Origin of the sequence: Cupriavidus taiwanensis (assembly GCF_900250075.1) — a bacterium.
GTDB lineage: Bacteria > Pseudomonadota > Gammaproteobacteria > Burkholderiales > Burkholderiaceae > Cupriavidus > Cupriavidus taiwanensis_C.
Genome location: NZ_LT977071.1, coordinates 1 through 14,438, shown reverse-complemented (window position 1 = coordinate 14,438; position 14,438 = coordinate 1). Strand labels below are relative to the sequence as shown.

The following is a 14,438-nucleotide window of genomic DNA, read 5'->3' as shown; positions in this document are numbered from 1 at the left end:
CTGGCCGCTGCCTGCGTTTTCGCGAGCGCAGCGGTTTACGTCATAATGCCTCGCTACACCACAGCCACGGCCACCCGCCTGCATCCTGCAGCGCCGGGGGCGCATGGCGCGCCCGGCAAGGGCCGCGATGTGCGGGAGACCACTGACAGCCAATGGCAAGTATCGAGGAGACCGGACGGCGCACGCCGCCACCCGCCGGCGCGGCGTCGCTGGCCGCCAAGCTGCGCCCGCCGCTGCTGACCCCGTTCCAGGTCCAGCGCGCGGCGATCTGCGATGCCGTGTGCGCGGCGGGCTTCGTCAAGCTGGTGCTGGTGCGCGCACCCGCCGGCTTCGGCAAGACCACCGCCATGCTCCAGTGCCGCGCGCGGCTGGAGGCCGCCGGCGGCCGCTCTGCTTGGCTGACGCTGGACCGCTCGGACAATGACCCTTCGCGCTTCCTCGGCTCGATCGAGGCGGCCATCGCGCATGGCCTGGGCAGCGGCGGGCCGGACCGGTCCACACGCCAGCCGCTGGCACAGGATCCGGGCGAACAGGCGCTGGCGCTGATCGACCGCCTCGCCAGCCATCACGGCGACTTCACGCTGTTCCTCGACGATTTCGAGGCGGTGCAGAACGCCGCCGTGGCGGGGCTGGTCTGGCAGCTGGTGGAAAGCCTGCCGCCCGGCTGCCGCGTTGTGATCGGCACGCGCTGGGTGCCAGAAACCGGCCTGGCCCGCTTGCGCGCGCGCGGCGAACTGCTCGAGATCGAGCCCGCGCAGCTGCGCTTCTCGGCCGACGAGACCGCATCCTTCCTGCGCCAGGCGCGTGGGCTGAAGCTGGAGCAGTCCGCCATCAGCGTGCTGCACCGGCGCACCGAGGGCTGGGCCACGGCGCTGTGGCTGGCGTCGGTGGCGCTGGAGCGGCGTACCCAGCCGGAGGGCTTCATTGCTGGCTTCTCGGGCTCGAACGCAGCCATTGCCGATTACCTGGTCGAAGACGTCTTCCTGCACTTGCCCGAGCCAGTGCGCGACTTCCTGCTGCGCACCTCGATCCTGGACCAGCTATGCGGGCCGCTGTGCGATGCGGTGTGCCAGCCCGCCGCCGGCAGCAGCGAAGAGATCCTCGCCTGGCTGGAACGCGCCAACCTGTTCCTGCTGCCGCTGGAGAGCGAACGCTATGGCGAACGCGGCTCCGGCGCCGCGCCCGAGCAGTGGTATCGCTATCACAGCCTGTTCTCCGGCTTCCTGCGCGCGCAGCTGGCGCAAGCCATGCCCGGGTCCGTGCCGCAGCTGCACCTGTCGGCGTCGCGCTGGTATGAATCGCAGGGGCGCCTGGTGCCCGCCATCGAGCATGCCTTCGCCGCCGGTGCGCTGGCGCACGCGCTGCAGTTGCTCGACAGCGCCGCCGACGACCTGCTGGCGCAGGGCCGCATGCGGCTGCTGACGCGCTGGCTGGAGGCGGTGCCCGCCGAGGACCTGGCGCGGCTGCCCAAGCTGCAGATCGCCCGAGTGTGGGCGGTGTCGTTCACGCGCGGGCCGGCCGAAGCCATCGCGCTGCTGCAGCAGATCCCCACCGAGGGCGCGGCCGGCGACCTGCTGGCGCATATCCGCGCGCTGCGCCACATGCTGCTGAACATGATGGACCGCTTCGACGACGCGCGCGCCTTCGCCCGCAACGAGCTGCCGCCGTTGCCGATGGGCTATGCCTTCCCCGACGCGATCCTGGCCACCTCGATGGCGCGGCTGGCCGCGGTGGCGGGGGACTACCCCGAGGCGCGCCGGCTGCTGCAGGTGGCGCGGCACGCGGTGCGCGGGTCCGACAGCAACTTCAACAAGATCTTCTCGGAATCGGTCGAAGGGCTGATCGATCTGCGCCAGGGGCGGCTGCAGCAGGCGCTGGCGCGCTTCCGCATCGCCGCCAGCACCATGCTGCCGAACCGCTTCGGGCCCACCAACGGCAACGCCATGGCCGGCATCCTGCTGGCCGAGGGCCTGTACGAGAGCGGCGATTCCGAGCGCGCCAGTCGCCTGCTCAACGTCTACCTGCCGCTCTCGCGCGACCTCGGCTTGCCCGACCAGATCATCACCGGCCACGCGGTACTGGCCCGCATCGCCTTCGAGCGCCGCGAGATTGACCAGGCCCACGAGTGGCTGGCGCAGCTCGAAGCGCTGGGCCACCACCGCGGCCTGACGCGGCTGGTGATGGCGGCGATGCTGGAGCGCGCCCGCCTGGCGCTGCGGCAGGGCAATGTGCATGCCGCGCAGGAGGCGATCGAGCGCGCCGCCGATCCGGCGCTGTGGCGCACGCGTCCCGGCGTCAGTTCGTTTGCCAGCGATGTCGAGGACATCACGCTGGGCCGGCTGCGGCTGGATCTGTACGCGCGCCCGGGCACGCCGGTGCGCGAGGCTATCGAACGCGAACTCGCGGCGGCCGCCGGCAACCAGCTGATGCGCCGCGCGCTCAAGCTGCGCATCCTGCTGGCGCAGGCGTGGCAGCGCTGCGGCGACGGCGCGCATGCATTGGTGGTGATGGGCGAGGCGTTGCGCTTCGGCGCGGCCGAAGGCTTCGTGCGCATCTTTGCCGACGAGGGCGACGATGTGCGCCGGCTGGTGGCCGACGCCTGCGCGCGCCAGGCTGCCAGCCTGCCGGCCCCTTACGTCGAAAAGCTGCTGCAGGCTTGCGGCCAGGCCGCCGCCGAGCCGCCCGGTGCCGGCCGTCCCGCGCCGCCCGCGCTGGTCGAGCCGCTGACGCCCAAGGAGCAGAAGGTGCTGCACCTGCTGGCCGAGGGCTATTCCAACGTCGCCATGGCCGAGCGCCTGTTCGTGTCCGAGACCACGGTGCGCACGCACCTGCGCAATATCAGCGCCAAGCTGCACGCCAGCAACCGCACCCAGGCGGTCGCGATCGCACGCCAGCTCGGCCTGCTCTGACCCTGCGGCTCAGATATTGATTCAGATACCGATGAACTCGGTGAATTCCCCCAGCGGCGCGCGCCCGGCGCGCAGCCGGTTGGCGGGCGCCTCGGGATCCTCGTAGCCGATCGCCATGCCGCTGAACAGCATCCGTTCGGCCGGCAGCGACAGAAATCCGGCGATGGTTTGCGGATACATCGCCCAGCACTCCTGCGCGCAGCTGTCCAGGCCTTCTTCGCGCAGCAGCAGCATCACCGTCTGCAGGTACATGCCCAGGTCCGACCATTGCGGCGGGCCCATGCGCCGGTCCACGGTGCAGAACAACGCCAGCGGCGCGCCGAAGAAGGTGAAGTTGCTGGCGAACTGCGCCAGCCGCCGGGCCTTGTCCTCGCGCGGGATGCCGAGGTGGTGGTAGAGCGCTTCTCCCACCTGGAAGCGGCGCTCGCGGTAGGGCGAGACCAGCTCGCGCGGATAGATGTCGTACTCGCGCGCTTCGCCGGTCGGGGCCTCGGCGATGCGCGTGCGCATGATGCCGAGCAGCCGCTGCAGCGCCTCGCCGCCGACCACATGGATATGCCACGGCTGCAGGTTGCCGCCGGACGGGGCGCGCGCGGCGGCGTCGAGCACGCGGCGGATGGTGTCGGGTGCAACCGCCCGGGGCAGGAAGCCGCGGACGGACTTGCGGCTGGCGACGGCTTGGCTGACTTTCATCGGGACTCCGGAAACAGGGATGGAAGCGGGCGCATCAGGCGAAGGGCGGCTCGCTGGTCCAGTCGAAGAAATCCGGCATGTCGTGCGACACGGTTTCCGGGAACGCGGCGGGGCGCTTTTCCAGGAACGCGCTGACGCCTTCCTTCACGTCGGCGGAGCGTCCGCGCGACTGGATCGCGCGGCTGTCGAGCTTGTGCGCTTCCATCGGGTGGCTGGCCCCGGCCATGCGCCAGATCAGCTGGCGCGAGATCGCCACCGACACCGGCGCGGCATTGGCGGCGATCTCGCGCGCAATCGCCTGCGCCGCCGGCAACAGGTCTTCGGGGGCGTGCAGCGAGCGCACCAGGCCGCGTTCGTGCGCCTCCTGCGCCGAGAATACGCGGCCGGTATAGCACCACTCCAGCGCGGTCGAGATCCCGACCACGCGCGACAGGAACCACGACGACGCCGCTTCCGGCGTGATGCCGCGGCGTGCGAAGACAAAGCCGAACTTGGCGTCGGTCGAGGCCAGCCGGATATCCATCGGCAGCTGCATGGTCACGCCCACGCCGACCGCGGCGCCGTTGACCGCGGCGATCACCGGCTTGAGGCTGCGGAAGATGCGCAGCGACACGCGCCCGCCGCCATCGCGATGGGCGGTATCCGGGCTGGCGCCATAGCGCTTCTCGAAATCGAAGGTGGAGCTGCCGCCGGACAGGTCGGCGCCGGCGCAGAACGCGCGGCCGGAGCCGGTGACGATCACCGCGCGCACGTTGTCGTCGGCATCGGTGGCGTCGAACGCGGCGATCAGCTCGTGCATCATCTGCGCGGTGAAGGCATTGAGCTGGTCCGGGCGGTGCAGGGTGATGGTGGCGACGCCGTCGGCAACGGCGTAACGCAGGGTTTCGAACGAAGGCGTGGCTGGCGTCATGCGGGCTCCTGCTGGGAGGTAGGAAGGGATGCCGGAGGTGCCGGTGCTAGCGCCGGCAGCGCGGGGCGGGGGCTCGCCCAACACTAGTGCAGATTGCGTCGCCCGCAATCGTCGCTTCCGACGAGGCTGGGACGGCGCGCGGCGCCGTAGACTGATGCGATCAGGCGGCAGGGCCGGCACCTCACGACATTCCGCCGTAGCCTTCTGCCGGCGCAGACCGCAAAAGGACCACCATGAAGACACGCATCACCGAACTGCTTGGCATCCGCTACCCCATCATCCAGGGCGGCATGCAATGGGTTGGCTACGCCGAAATGGCATCCGCCGTTTCCAACGCGGGCGGCCTGGGCATCCTGACGGCGCTGACGCAGCCGACGCCCGAGGACCTGGCCGCCGAGATCCGCCGCTGCCGCGAGATGACCGACAAGCCGTTTGGCGTGAACCTGACCCTGCTGCCGTCGATCAACCCGCCGCCGTACGCCCTCTACCTCGACGTCATTATCGAGAGCGGCGTCAAGGTGCTGGAGACCGCCGGCAACAATCCCAGGGAACATATCGCGCGGGCCAAGGCCGCGGGCATCAAGGTGATCCACAAGTGCGTGGCGGTGCGCCATGCGCTGTCGGCCGAGCGGCTGGGCGTGGACGCGGTCTCGATCGACGGCTTCGAGTGCGCCGGCCATCCGGGCGAGGACGATGTGCCCGGCATGGTGCTGATCCCGCAGGCGGTGCGCAAGCTGTCGGTCCCGGTGATCGCCTCGGGCGGCATCGCCGACGGGCGCGGCATGGCGGCGGCGCTGGTGCTGGGTGCCGAGGGCGTCAACATGGGCACGCGCTTCTGCGCCACGCGAGAGGCGCCGATCCACGACAACGTCAAGCAGGCGCTGGTGCAGGCCAGCGAGCGCGACACGAACCTGATTTTCCGCACCCTGCATAACACCGCGCGCGTGCTGAAGAACGCCGTGTCGGACGAAGTGGTGAGCATCGAACGCCGTCCAGGCGGCGCGCAGTTCGAGGACGTCAAGCACCTGGTCGCCGGCGTGCGCGGCAAGGCCGCGCTCAAGGCGGGCGAGACCGACGGCGGCATCATCAGCGCCGGACAGTGCGTGGGCCTGATCGACGACGTGCCCAGCTGCGAAGAACTGATCGCGCGCATGGTGGCCGATTGCCGCGAACACCTCAGCGTGGCCTCGCGCTACTTTGCCTGACGCCATGGCCGAGGCGGAAATCGAGGCGGCGCTGACCCGCGCCATCGCCGCGCCGGCCGAAGCCGGCACCGACGTGCCGGAAGGCTTTATCCCGCTGCGCCGGATGAGCGGCTATATGGCCGGCTTCGGCCAGCTCTATCTGCACGCGGCCCGCCGCACGCTGGCGGTGCGCATCGACGAGAGCCACCTGAACAACCTGGGCATCCCGCACGGCGGCATGCTGGCGACCCTGGCCGATACCGCCATCGGCATGATGATGTCGCTGGAAACCGGCCGCGCCAAAAGCGCGGTGACGGTGAACCTGAGCCTCGACTATCTCGATTCGGCGCGCCCCGGCGACTGGGTCGAGGCCCGCGTGGAGTTCGACAAGCTGGGCTCGCGGCTGCGCTACGGCACCTGCCGGCTAGTCAGCGGCGAGCGCTGCCTGCTGCGCGCCACGGCAATCTTCGCGGTGCTGGCGCCGCGCGCCTGAGCGGTGCGGCAACTTCGTCGCTTCCGACGACGCTGGCCACTCCCCGCGGCGCAACAATAGCCGTCGAAGCTGCCGGCACGCCCGCCGGCATGTTGCACAACACTCGGGCTGCCCCGGCGGCCTGCACCGAACCAAGGAGATCACATGGCTGAGGCATATATCGTCGCGGCGGTCCGTACCGCCGGCGGCCGCAAGGGCGGCAAGCTGTCGGGCTGGCATCCGGCCGACCTGGCCGCGCAGGTGCTCGACGCGCTGGTGGAGCGCACCGGTGCCGATCCGGCGCTGGTCGAAGACGTCATCATGGGCTGCGTGAGCCAGGTCGGCGAGCAGGCCGGCAACGTCGCGCGCAATGCCATCCTGGCCTCGCGCCTGCCGGAAAGCGTGCCGGGCACCTCGGTCGACCGCCAGTGCGGCTCATCCCAGCAGGCACTGCACTTTGCCGCGCAGGCGGTGATGTCGGGTGCGATGGATATCGTCATCGCCGCCGGCGTGGAAAGCATGACGCGCGTGCCGATGGGCCTGTCGTCGCAGCTGCCGGCCAAGAACGGCTTCGGCGTGCCCAAGAGCCCGGGCGTCGAGGCGCGCTACCCCGGCGTGCAGTTCAACCAGTTCACCGGCGCCGAGATGATCGCGCGCAAGTACGAGCTGTCGCGCGAACAGCTCGACGCCTACGCGCTGCAAAGCCACCAGCGCGCCATCGCCGCCACCAAGGCCGGCCGCTTCAGCGCCGAGATCCTGCCGGTGGAGGTGCGCACCGCCGACGGCGCCAACGGCGAGATGCACACCACCGACGAAGGCATCCGCTACGACGCCACGCTGGAAAGCATCGGCAGCGTCAAGCTGATTGCCGAAGGCGGCCGCGTCACTGCCGCCACCGCCAGCCAGATCTGCGACGGCGCCGCCGGCCTGATGGTGGTCAACGAGGCCGGACTGAAAAAGCTGGGCGTGAAGCCGCTGGCGCGCGTGCACAGCATGACCGTGATCGGCCATGACCCGGTGGTGATGCTGGAAGCGCCGCTGCCAGCGACCGAAGTGGCGCTCAAGCGCGCCGGCCTGCGCATCGGCGATATCGACCTGTTCGAAGTCAACGAAGCCTTCGCGCCGGTGCCGCTGGCCTGGCTCAAGGCCACCGGCGCCGATCCGGAACGCCTGAACGTGCATGGCGGCGCAATCGCGCTGGGTCATCCGCTCGGCGGCTCCGGCGCCAAGCTGATGACCACGCTGATCCATGCGCTGCATACGCATGGCAAGCGCTACGGGCTGCAGACCATGTGCGAAGGCGGCGGGCTGGCCAACGTGACCATCGTCGAGCGCCTGTAAAGCAGAGGCGCAGCCGCGCAGCGCACGACAAAGAGCAGTAAAGGGAGAAGGACCGGCGGCGCGGGCATGTCAAAGTGCCCGCGCCAGCAGCCGGAGAAAGATAAAGAATGGCCGCGAAATCGCGGCCATTGTCATTCGAGGGGCGGATAGCGCGGAGCGCGCCATCCGCGTCAGGCGAAGGTCACGGCGCTGCGCCGGTCGGCACGCTCGAGGTGGGGCACGTTGTTGAAGCTCAGCAGCCGCTGCACGCCGCGGCCGACAATGATTTCGCAGAACGCGGTATTGCGGAACTGCAGGTTCATCTCGATCGCGGCCTGCGCCGGCGCGCCCAGCAGGTCGGCGGTGGCGCGGCCGATGGCGCCGCCCGAGCTGACCACCAGGATGGCGTCCTCGCGCGTGGTGCCCTCGCTGGCCTGCGCCAGCGCGCCGGCAATGCGCGCGCCGAAGTCGGCCCAGCTCTCGGGCATTGCGGCGAGCCCGTCCTGCGTCCAGGCCGCGTAGGCCGCGCGGAAGGTGCGCCAGTAGTCGTTGTAGTCGGCGTTCTGGTGGGCGCGGTGGTCGGCGCCGCCGGTGTGGCAGCGGTACAGCGCCTCGCCGTCGTATTCGTTCAGGCCGGGATGCGAGATCACCGCGGCCTGTGGTTGCCCCATGCCGGCCAGGATTTCCGTGGCGGTGTCCTGCTGGCGCACCAGCGTGCCGGCCACGACCCGGCTGAAGCTGACGCCGCGCTCAGCGAAATACTCGCCAAGCCAGCGCGCCTGCTGCCGGCCGGTGGCCGACAGGCAGTCGTAGTTGGCGGCGCCAAACGAGGCTTGTCCGTGACGGACGAGGAAAAGCGTGGCCATGAGCGGTCCCGGTAAGCAGTGAGGCGGATAGGGCTGCCTCGGCGCGGGGCCGGGCGTGGGCACATTCTAGGGAGCGCCGGCGTCATCGCCAAGCAAGCGCCGCGCAATTCATAGCAGCCATGGCCCGGCTGCATTACCCAGGCAGGCTCAGGCGGTCTCGGCCGGCTTGACGTCGAGGTAGCCAGCCATCAGGCGGCTCAGCTCGGTGATCAGCCGTTCGTCGTCGAGGTGCAGCGGGCCGGAATCATTGAGCACGGCATTGACCAGCACGCTGAATACGGCCTGCATGGCAAAGCGCACGCGCAGTTCTGCGGTGTCGGCGGGCAGCGGCAGGCGCGGCACCAGCAGTTGCACCATGCGCTCGACGATCGCTTCACCGTTCTGGCGGTGGGGCAGCCATTCCTCGGGACGCGTGGAGGCATGGCGCAGCGACGCGCGCATCACGCCACGGTTGGCCAGCGTGCCGAGCACCATGAACCTGGCGGTCTTTTCCAGCAGCACCGGGGTGGCGACATCTTCCCAGCGTTCCTGCGCCAGGTAGCGGTCGATCGATGCCGAGGTCTCTTCCATCACCAGCGCGCGCAGCGCCTCGAAATAGGCCATCTTGTCGCGGAAGCGCCCGTAGAAGGCACCCACCGATACCTGGCACGAGGCTGCGATCTGCGCCACCGAGACCGCGGCGAAGTCGCGCGTCGCCAGCAGTTCGCGGCCCGCGCCCAGCAAGGCCTGCTCGGTCTCGCGCGCACGGCGCTGGCGGGGTGGCTGCAGGATCGAGGGGGTGTCGATACGGGGGAAGGAAGCGTTGGCGGGGAAGCTGGAAGGCGTCGCTGACATGGTCATATTTCCGTATTCGAATTCGGATTCGAATTTGAAAATACCGGTGCGCACGGCAACGCGTCAAGAGGTTTTGTCGTTTGGCCCTGCAAATGTTCCGCACGGATGCCGTGCGGTGCACGACGGTGCGAGCCGCGTGCCTTGCGCCTTGCGGTGGCCATCAATCAGAACAATCTGAATGCGGGGCGCCTGAGATCGGGCCTCAGCTGAACCGCGGGCTCAGCTCGTCGCGCATCCAGTCGATGAAGGCGCGGGTACGCGCCGGCAGCAGCCGCGCGTGGGGATAGATCAGCGACAGCGGCCACGCCGGCAGCTCGAAGTCTTCCAGCACGATGCGCAGCTTGCGCTCCTCCACCAGCTGCGCGACCTGGTACGACAGGAAATGGCCGAAGCCGGCGCCCGCCGCACAGGCGGCCACGGCGGGCGCGGTCTGGTTGAATTCCAGGTTGCCCGACACCGGCACATGGAACTCGCGTTCGCCATCGCGGAACGACCACCAGTGCGCATGGTTGCCGGTGAAGCGCAAGCAGTTGGCGCCGGCCAGCTGGTCCGGATGGCGCGGCACGCCGTGCTTGCGGAGATAGGCCGGCGTGGCGACCACCACGCGGCGGATGCTGCCGACGGACTGCGCCACCAGCGTGGAGTCGGCCAGCGGGCCGATGCGCACGCCCACGTCCAGGTCTTCCTCGAGCAGGTTCACCACGCGGTCGGTGAATTCCATGCGGCAGCGCACGCGCGGATAGCGCTGCACGAAGCGCGTCACCGCCGGCGCCACGTACATCTGCCCGAACAGGACCGAGGCGGTCAGGGTGAGCTGGCCGCTGGGCTCGACATGGCTCTCGGTCAGGCCGGCTTCGACTTCGTCGATATTGGCCAGGATGCGCCGGCAGCCGTCCAGGTAGCTGCGCCCCTCGGCGGTCAGCGACAGCCGCCGCGTGGTGCGGTTGAGCAGCCGCACCTGCAGTTCGGATTCGAGCGCCGCCAGGGTGCGCACCACCGCCGGCAACGAGGTATGCAGCGACGCCGCGGCGGCCGTCAGGCTGCCTTCGTCGACGATCCGCACAAAGGTCTGCATCGCACGTAGCTTGTCCATGGCGCCAACATTACTCCGTTTTCTGGAGTAGTCAAATATCAATGGGCCCATTTATTCCAGTGTCGCCGGCACCGAGAATCCGTCCATACCAACCGCTCAGGAGAGTGCCATGCAACAGACCAATTCCCCCGCCGTGCCCGCCAGGCCGCTGGTGTTGTACCGTTCGCCGCTGTCCGGCCACGCGCATCGCGCCGAACTGATGCTGGGGCTGCTGGGCCTGCCCTACCGGCTGGTGGACGTCGACCTGCGCGGCGGCGAGCAGCACAGCGAGGCCTTCCTGCGCCTGAATCCGTTCGGCCAGGTGCCGGTGCTGGACGACGACGGCGTGGTGCTGGGCGATTCCAACGCGATCCTGGTCTACCTGGCCACGCGCTACGACGATGGCCGCTGGCTGCCGCGCGATCCGGTCGGCGCCGCGCGCGTGCAGCGCTGGTTGTCCGTGGCCGCCGGCGAGATTGCGTTCGGCCCGGCTGCCGCGCGCCTGGGCGTGCTGTTCGGACGGCCGGTGCCGATGGAGGATGCCGTCGCCCGCGCGCAGCGGCTGTTCACACTGATGGAGTCCGTGCTGGCCGGGGGCGCGTTCCTCGCCGCCGATCACGCCACCATTGCCGATGTGGCCGCCTACAGCTATATCGCGCGCGCCGAGGAAGGCAACGTGCCGCTGGCGCCGTACCCGGCGCTCAATGCCTGGCTGCGCCGCGTCGAGGCATTGCCCGGCTTCGTGCCGATGGTGGTATCGAAGCCCAGCCTGGCCGCCTAACCCTTGCTTGCGGCGAGCGCCGAGCCATTCCCTTTGCGAAGGAGCAAACCATGGACCTGCCCACCTGGCCGCATGCCGGCCTGCCATTCCACGCCGGCGAACTCGCGGCACAGCAGCGCGCCGGCAAGCGCGAGCGCATGGCCGCGGCGGGTCCGCGCGTGATCCGCGGCGAGATGCCGGAACAGCACCGCACGTTCTTCGCGCAACTGCCGTTCCTGCTGGCCGGCGCGGTCGATGGCGGGGGCATGCCCTGGGCGACGCTGCTGGTCGGGCCGCCGGGGTTTGCGCACACGCCTGACGCCACGCACCTGCGCATCGACGCCGTGCCGTTGCCCGGCGATCCACTGGCCGAGGCGCTGGAGCATGGCGCCCGCATCGGGCTGCTTGGCATCGAGCTGCCCACGCGCCGGCGCAACCGCATGAACGGGATCATCGTGGCGCGGGATGCGGCAGGGCTGACGGTCGAGGTCGAGCAGAGCTTCGGCAACTGTCCGCGCTACATCCAGCTGCGCGACGTAGCCGCTGCCGAGCCGGCCGCCGCGCCTGCGGTGTGGCACGGCGACGCGCTCGACGCGCATGCCAGTGCCCGCCTGAGCGGAGCGGATACGTTGTTCATTGCCTCCAGCCATAGCGTGACGCCGCAAGACGAGGGAGAGCACACTGGGGGTGTCGACGTCTCGCACCGCGGCGGCAAGCCTGGCTTTATCCGCGTGGACGACGCCCATACCCTGACGTTTCCGGATTTCAACGGCAATAACTTCTTCAACACGGTCGGAAACCTGCTGGCCAACCCGCGAGCGGGCATCGTCGTGCCGGATTTTGCCGACGGTTCGCTGTTGCATGTGAATGGGCGCGCCGAAGTGATCTGGGAGGGCGAGGAACTGGCCGCTTACGCCGGCGCCGAGCGGCTGGTGCGGATGCATGTGGAGCGCGTGGTGCGGCGCGAGCGCGTGCTGCCGCTGCGCTTCGCATTTCGGGAATTCTCGCCGGTGCTGGCCGATACCGGCGCGTGGCCGGAACGCTGACCGAGGTATGGTGGGTGCCGGGCGACGGCTGCGTTCAGCCGCGCGCCCGATACTTGAGCGCTGCGCAGCGCCCGGCCAGTGCGGTGAGGCAGCAGGCATCGCCGCGCCACTCGCCGCCGGTCACGATGCCCTGGGGGTCCGCTACCAGCTTGCGCTGGCACTGCCCCGGCACGGGTGTGCGCTCCATGCCGGCATCGCGCGGACCGCTGCCCGGCGGCCGCGCGGCCGGCACGGAATCGGTCCAGACATAGGCGGTGCCGGCGGGAAGGGTCTGCACGGCCTGCGGCGGGCCCCACTGCCGCTTTGCTTCATCGACCGGAATGCTCTTCCAGGAATCGATGACGTCTTGCATCGCTCCCGTCCCGATTCCTGCGCAGCCCGCCGCCAAAGTGGCCCCCAAGGTCGCCGCGCACAGGACCGCGACGCGCGCATGCCTGCGCGCCACGATTCGGGCGGCATGCGCAACTCGGGCTGGATCGACGGGCATGGGGTCTCCACATCGGCGCGGCCGGCGGCAAGGGCCGGTCTGTGGAGACTAGTGGAGCCGTCACATCGTTTGCAAGGGGCTTTTGGGGCTTGGCGTACAGATTACCGGGGCCCGCGGCCACGCAGGCTTACTCGGCAAACAAGCCCAGGGTTTGCTGCCCTGCAGTGGCGGAGGACTTGCGTGCAGCATGCGTCGGCACCGCGCGTGCGGGACGCGGGGCTTCAGTGAGCGTCACTGGCGCGGTCAGCGTGAAATCCCGCCGCACCGACAGCGGCACCGCGTCCGGCATCCATTGCTCCCGGCGCGGCGCCAAAATCTGGTAGGTGTCGAGGTCGAAATGCGCGGGCGCGGCGGCCAGTGCGCCGGCTTCCTCCAGCGTGTCCGCGCAGCCCAGGTAGCACCACTCGTCAACCACATGCCACCAGGCGCGCGCGCCGTGTTGCTCGCGCCAGGCCACCGGGCCGTCGAACGGCCATGGCACCAGGGCGATCGGCCCCAGCGCGGCGGCCAGACGGGCACGATGGTCGCGCGACGACTCCACGCCGACGCAGACGCCGGCGCAGCGGTGGACCTGTCGCGCAAAGCACGGGCTGCCACGGCGCGTGGTCTTTTCCAGCGACAGTGTGGCCATGCACAGGCCATGCTCCTCGGCCAGCGCGCGCAACCGTGCCTCGGCCGCGCCACGGCTGCCGAAGACGCCGAACAGGTCGCGATGCCGGCAAAAGTCCGTGTCGCGATCCGAGCGCAGGCGCGGCACCGGCAACTGCTGCGGCAGCTCCCAGGCGTAGAGGCGCGTATTCCGGCGCAGCATCTGGTTGTGCACCGGTTGCATGGCCTTGACCAGCCGGGCTTCCAGTAACAGCGCGCCGGTTTCGCCGCCGGTTTCCCGCCATTCGACCCGGCGCACCAGCCGCGCCAGCCGCATATCCTTGCCATAGCGGTAGTCGCCGGAAAAATGCGCGCCGATGCGCTGGCGCAGGTGCACGCTCTTGCCGATATAGAGTGGCACGTCCTGGTCGCCATAGAAGATATAGACGCCCGGGGTTGCGGGCACGTCTTCGAGCGCGGTCTCTTCGAGTCCGGCCGGCAGGCTGGCGCGCCGCACCAGCGTGCGAACCGCCGCTTCCACCAGGTCGACCGAATATGTGGCATGGATCTTCTGCCAGAACTGCCACAGCAGCTCGGCATCGGCCAGCGCGCGGTGCCGGCCCTTGGGCGTCAGGCCGAAGCGGGCGATCAGCGCGTCCAGGCCATGGCGCTCGACCGACGGATACAGTGAGCGCGAGAGCCTGACGGTGCACAGCACGTCGGCCCGGAACGTCACACCGGCGCGCCGGAACGCGTTCTTCAGGAAGCCGTAGTCGAAGCGTGCGTTATGGGCCACGAACAGGCGGCCCTGCAGGCGCTCGGCGAGCGACTCGGCCAGTGACTCAAAGGTCGGCTGACCGCGCACCATGTCGTCGCTGATACCGGTCATGCGCTGGATAAACGGCGGGATCGACATGCCGGGGTCCAGCAGGGTTTCCCATTCGACAATACCGTCCGGGCCAACTTCGACCACGCCGATCTCGGTGATGCGGTCACGCTGGGCGTCCGCGCCAGTGGTCTCCAGGTCGACAAAGACTATAGGACGCGACAGTGCGGCGGCCAGCGACTGGGCGTCCAGCAGGCGGGTACCGTCCGCTGGCAGGCGCGACGGTTGATAGGTAGGCAGGTCGGGCATTTGCCGATTTTAAGGGGCCCCTGATGGCGGCACGAAGAAGTTTTCAAATACCCCTTGCCAACCCCGCCGGGCTCGCTTACTATTCGCCCCCTCGCAACACGACGCGGCACCTGCAAGGCAGGCGCAGCAAGGGATGCGGGGTCGACCGGGAGGTTGGCGCAG

At 69.6% G+C, this 14,438-nt stretch carries 13 protein-coding genes; 6 read left to right on the top strand and 7 right to left on the bottom strand.

From position 1 onward, the window contains the following. The first annotated feature begins 152 nt into the window (after positions 1-152). A complete protein-coding gene (locus CBM2588_RS16525; RefSeq protein WP_115681524.1) occupies positions 153-2,909 on the top strand; it encodes a LuxR C-terminal-related transcriptional regulator in 2,757 nt (918 codons plus the stop codon). A gap of 21 nt (positions 2,910-2,930) precedes the next feature. On the opposite strand, the gene CBM2588_RS16520 is transcribed toward CBM2588_RS16525, so the two are convergent. Further along, positions 2,931-3,602: a nitroreductase gene (locus tag CBM2588_RS16520; protein ID WP_115681523.1), complete on the bottom strand. Its 672-nt coding sequence runs from the start codon at positions 3,600-3,602 to the stop codon at positions 2,931-2,933. 34 nt (positions 3,603-3,636) lie between these two features. Beyond that, entirely contained in the window at positions 3,637-4,512 is an 876-nt protein-coding gene (locus CBM2588_RS16515) for a crotonase/enoyl-CoA hydratase family protein (protein ID WP_092311292.1), read from the bottom strand. A 233-nt stretch (positions 4,513-4,745) separates the two neighbouring features. Between CBM2588_RS16515 and CBM2588_RS16510 the strand changes: the two genes are divergently transcribed. The 3 genes from CBM2588_RS16510 (at position 4,746) to CBM2588_RS16500 (ending at position 7,509) form a co-directional block, all read left to right on the top strand. Next, the gene (locus tag CBM2588_RS16510; RefSeq protein ID WP_115681522.1) at positions 4,746-5,717 is read left to right on the top strand and encodes an NAD(P)H-dependent flavin oxidoreductase; all 972 of its coding nucleotides are present in this window, start codon (positions 4,746-4,748) and stop codon (positions 5,715-5,717) included. Positions 5,718-5,721: 4 nt separating this feature from the next. Then, entirely contained in the window at positions 5,722-6,189 is a 468-nt protein-coding gene (locus CBM2588_RS16505) for a PaaI family thioesterase (protein WP_115681521.1), read from the top strand. A 144-nt stretch (positions 6,190-6,333) separates the two neighbouring features. After that, positions 6,334-7,509, top strand: a complete 1,176-nt coding sequence (locus CBM2588_RS16500) for an acetyl-CoA C-acetyltransferase (RefSeq protein ID WP_115681520.1) — start codon at positions 6,334-6,336, stop codon at positions 7,507-7,509. A 170-nt stretch (positions 7,510-7,679) separates the two neighbouring features. On the opposite strand, the gene CBM2588_RS16495 is transcribed toward CBM2588_RS16500, so the two are convergent. The 3 genes from CBM2588_RS16495 to CBM2588_RS16485 all read right to left on the bottom strand — a co-directional run bounded on the left by CBM2588_RS16495 (position 7,680) and on the right by CBM2588_RS16485 (position 10,281). Next, positions 7,680-8,354, bottom strand: coding sequence for a histidine phosphatase family protein (locus CBM2588_RS16495; RefSeq protein WP_115681519.1), 675 nt, complete (start codon positions 8,352-8,354; stop codon positions 7,680-7,682). A 147-nt stretch (positions 8,355-8,501) separates the two neighbouring features. Further along, complete coding sequence (locus CBM2588_RS16490) at positions 8,502-9,188, bottom strand: TetR/AcrR family transcriptional regulator (protein WP_115683624.1); 687 nt, start codon at positions 9,186-9,188, stop codon at positions 8,502-8,504. A gap of 202 nt (positions 9,189-9,390) precedes the next feature. Next, entirely contained in the window at positions 9,391-10,281 is an 891-nt protein-coding gene (locus CBM2588_RS16485; RefSeq protein WP_115681518.1) for a LysR family transcriptional regulator, read from the bottom strand. A gap of 109 nt (positions 10,282-10,390) precedes the next feature. Here CBM2588_RS16485 and CBM2588_RS16480 point away from each other — a divergent pair, with 109 nt between their 5' ends. Next, complete coding sequence (locus CBM2588_RS16480; protein WP_115681517.1) at positions 10,391-11,041, top strand: glutathione S-transferase family protein; 651 nt, start codon at positions 10,391-10,393, stop codon at positions 11,039-11,041. A gap of 50 nt (positions 11,042-11,091) precedes the next feature. Further along, complete coding sequence (locus CBM2588_RS16475) at positions 11,092-12,066, top strand: pyridoxamine 5'-phosphate oxidase family protein (protein ID WP_115681516.1); 975 nt, start codon at positions 11,092-11,094, stop codon at positions 12,064-12,066. Positions 12,067-12,100: 34 nt separating this feature from the next. Here CBM2588_RS16475 and CBM2588_RS16470 read toward each other — a convergent pair whose 3' ends face one another. Continuing rightward, positions 12,101-12,553, bottom strand: a complete 453-nt coding sequence (locus CBM2588_RS16470; RefSeq protein ID WP_115681515.1) for a hypothetical protein — start codon at positions 12,551-12,553, stop codon at positions 12,101-12,103. Between the two features lie 127 nt (positions 12,554-12,680). Beyond that, positions 12,681-14,276: a 3'-5' exonuclease family protein gene (locus CBM2588_RS16465; protein WP_115681514.1), complete on the bottom strand. Its 1,596-nt coding sequence runs from the start codon at positions 14,274-14,276 to the stop codon at positions 12,681-12,683. Positions 14,277-14,438: the final 162 nt, after the last annotated feature.

Coding starts and splice junctions, on each gene's coding strand:
- CBM2588_RS16525 (WP_115681524.1), top strand. CDS start 153: ATGGCAAGTATCGAGGAGACCGGACGGCGCACGCCGCCACCCGCCGGC.
- CBM2588_RS16520 (WP_115681523.1), bottom strand. CDS start 3,602: ATGAAAGTCAGCCAAGCCGTCGCCAGCCGCAAGTCCGTCCGCGGCTTC.
- CBM2588_RS16515 (WP_092311292.1), bottom strand. CDS start 4,512: ATGACGCCAGCCACGCCTTCGTTCGAAACCCTGCGTTACGCCGTTGCC.
- CBM2588_RS16510 (WP_115681522.1), top strand. CDS start 4,746: ATGAAGACACGCATCACCGAACTGCTTGGCATCCGCTACCCCATCATC.
- CBM2588_RS16505 (WP_115681521.1), top strand. CDS start 5,722: ATGGCCGAGGCGGAAATCGAGGCGGCGCTGACCCGCGCCATCGCCGCG.
- CBM2588_RS16500 (WP_115681520.1), top strand. CDS start 6,334: ATGGCTGAGGCATATATCGTCGCGGCGGTCCGTACCGCCGGCGGCCGC.
- CBM2588_RS16495 (WP_115681519.1), bottom strand. CDS start 8,354: ATGGCCACGCTTTTCCTCGTCCGTCACGGACAAGCCTCGTTTGGCGCC.
- CBM2588_RS16490 (WP_115683624.1), bottom strand. CDS start 9,188: ATGTCAGCGACGCCTTCCAGCTTCCCCGCCAACGCTTCCTTCCCCCGT.
- CBM2588_RS16485 (WP_115681518.1), bottom strand. CDS start 10,281: ATGGACAAGCTACGTGCGATGCAGACCTTTGTGCGGATCGTCGACGAA.
- CBM2588_RS16480 (WP_115681517.1), top strand. CDS start 10,391: ATGCAACAGACCAATTCCCCCGCCGTGCCCGCCAGGCCGCTGGTGTTG.
- CBM2588_RS16475 (WP_115681516.1), top strand. CDS start 11,092: ATGGACCTGCCCACCTGGCCGCATGCCGGCCTGCCATTCCACGCCGGC.
- CBM2588_RS16470 (WP_115681515.1), bottom strand. CDS start 12,553: ATGCCCGTCGATCCAGCCCGAGTTGCGCATGCCGCCCGAATCGTGGCG.
- CBM2588_RS16465 (WP_115681514.1), bottom strand. CDS start 14,276: ATGCCCGACCTGCCTACCTATCAACCGTCGCGCCTGCCAGCGGACGGT.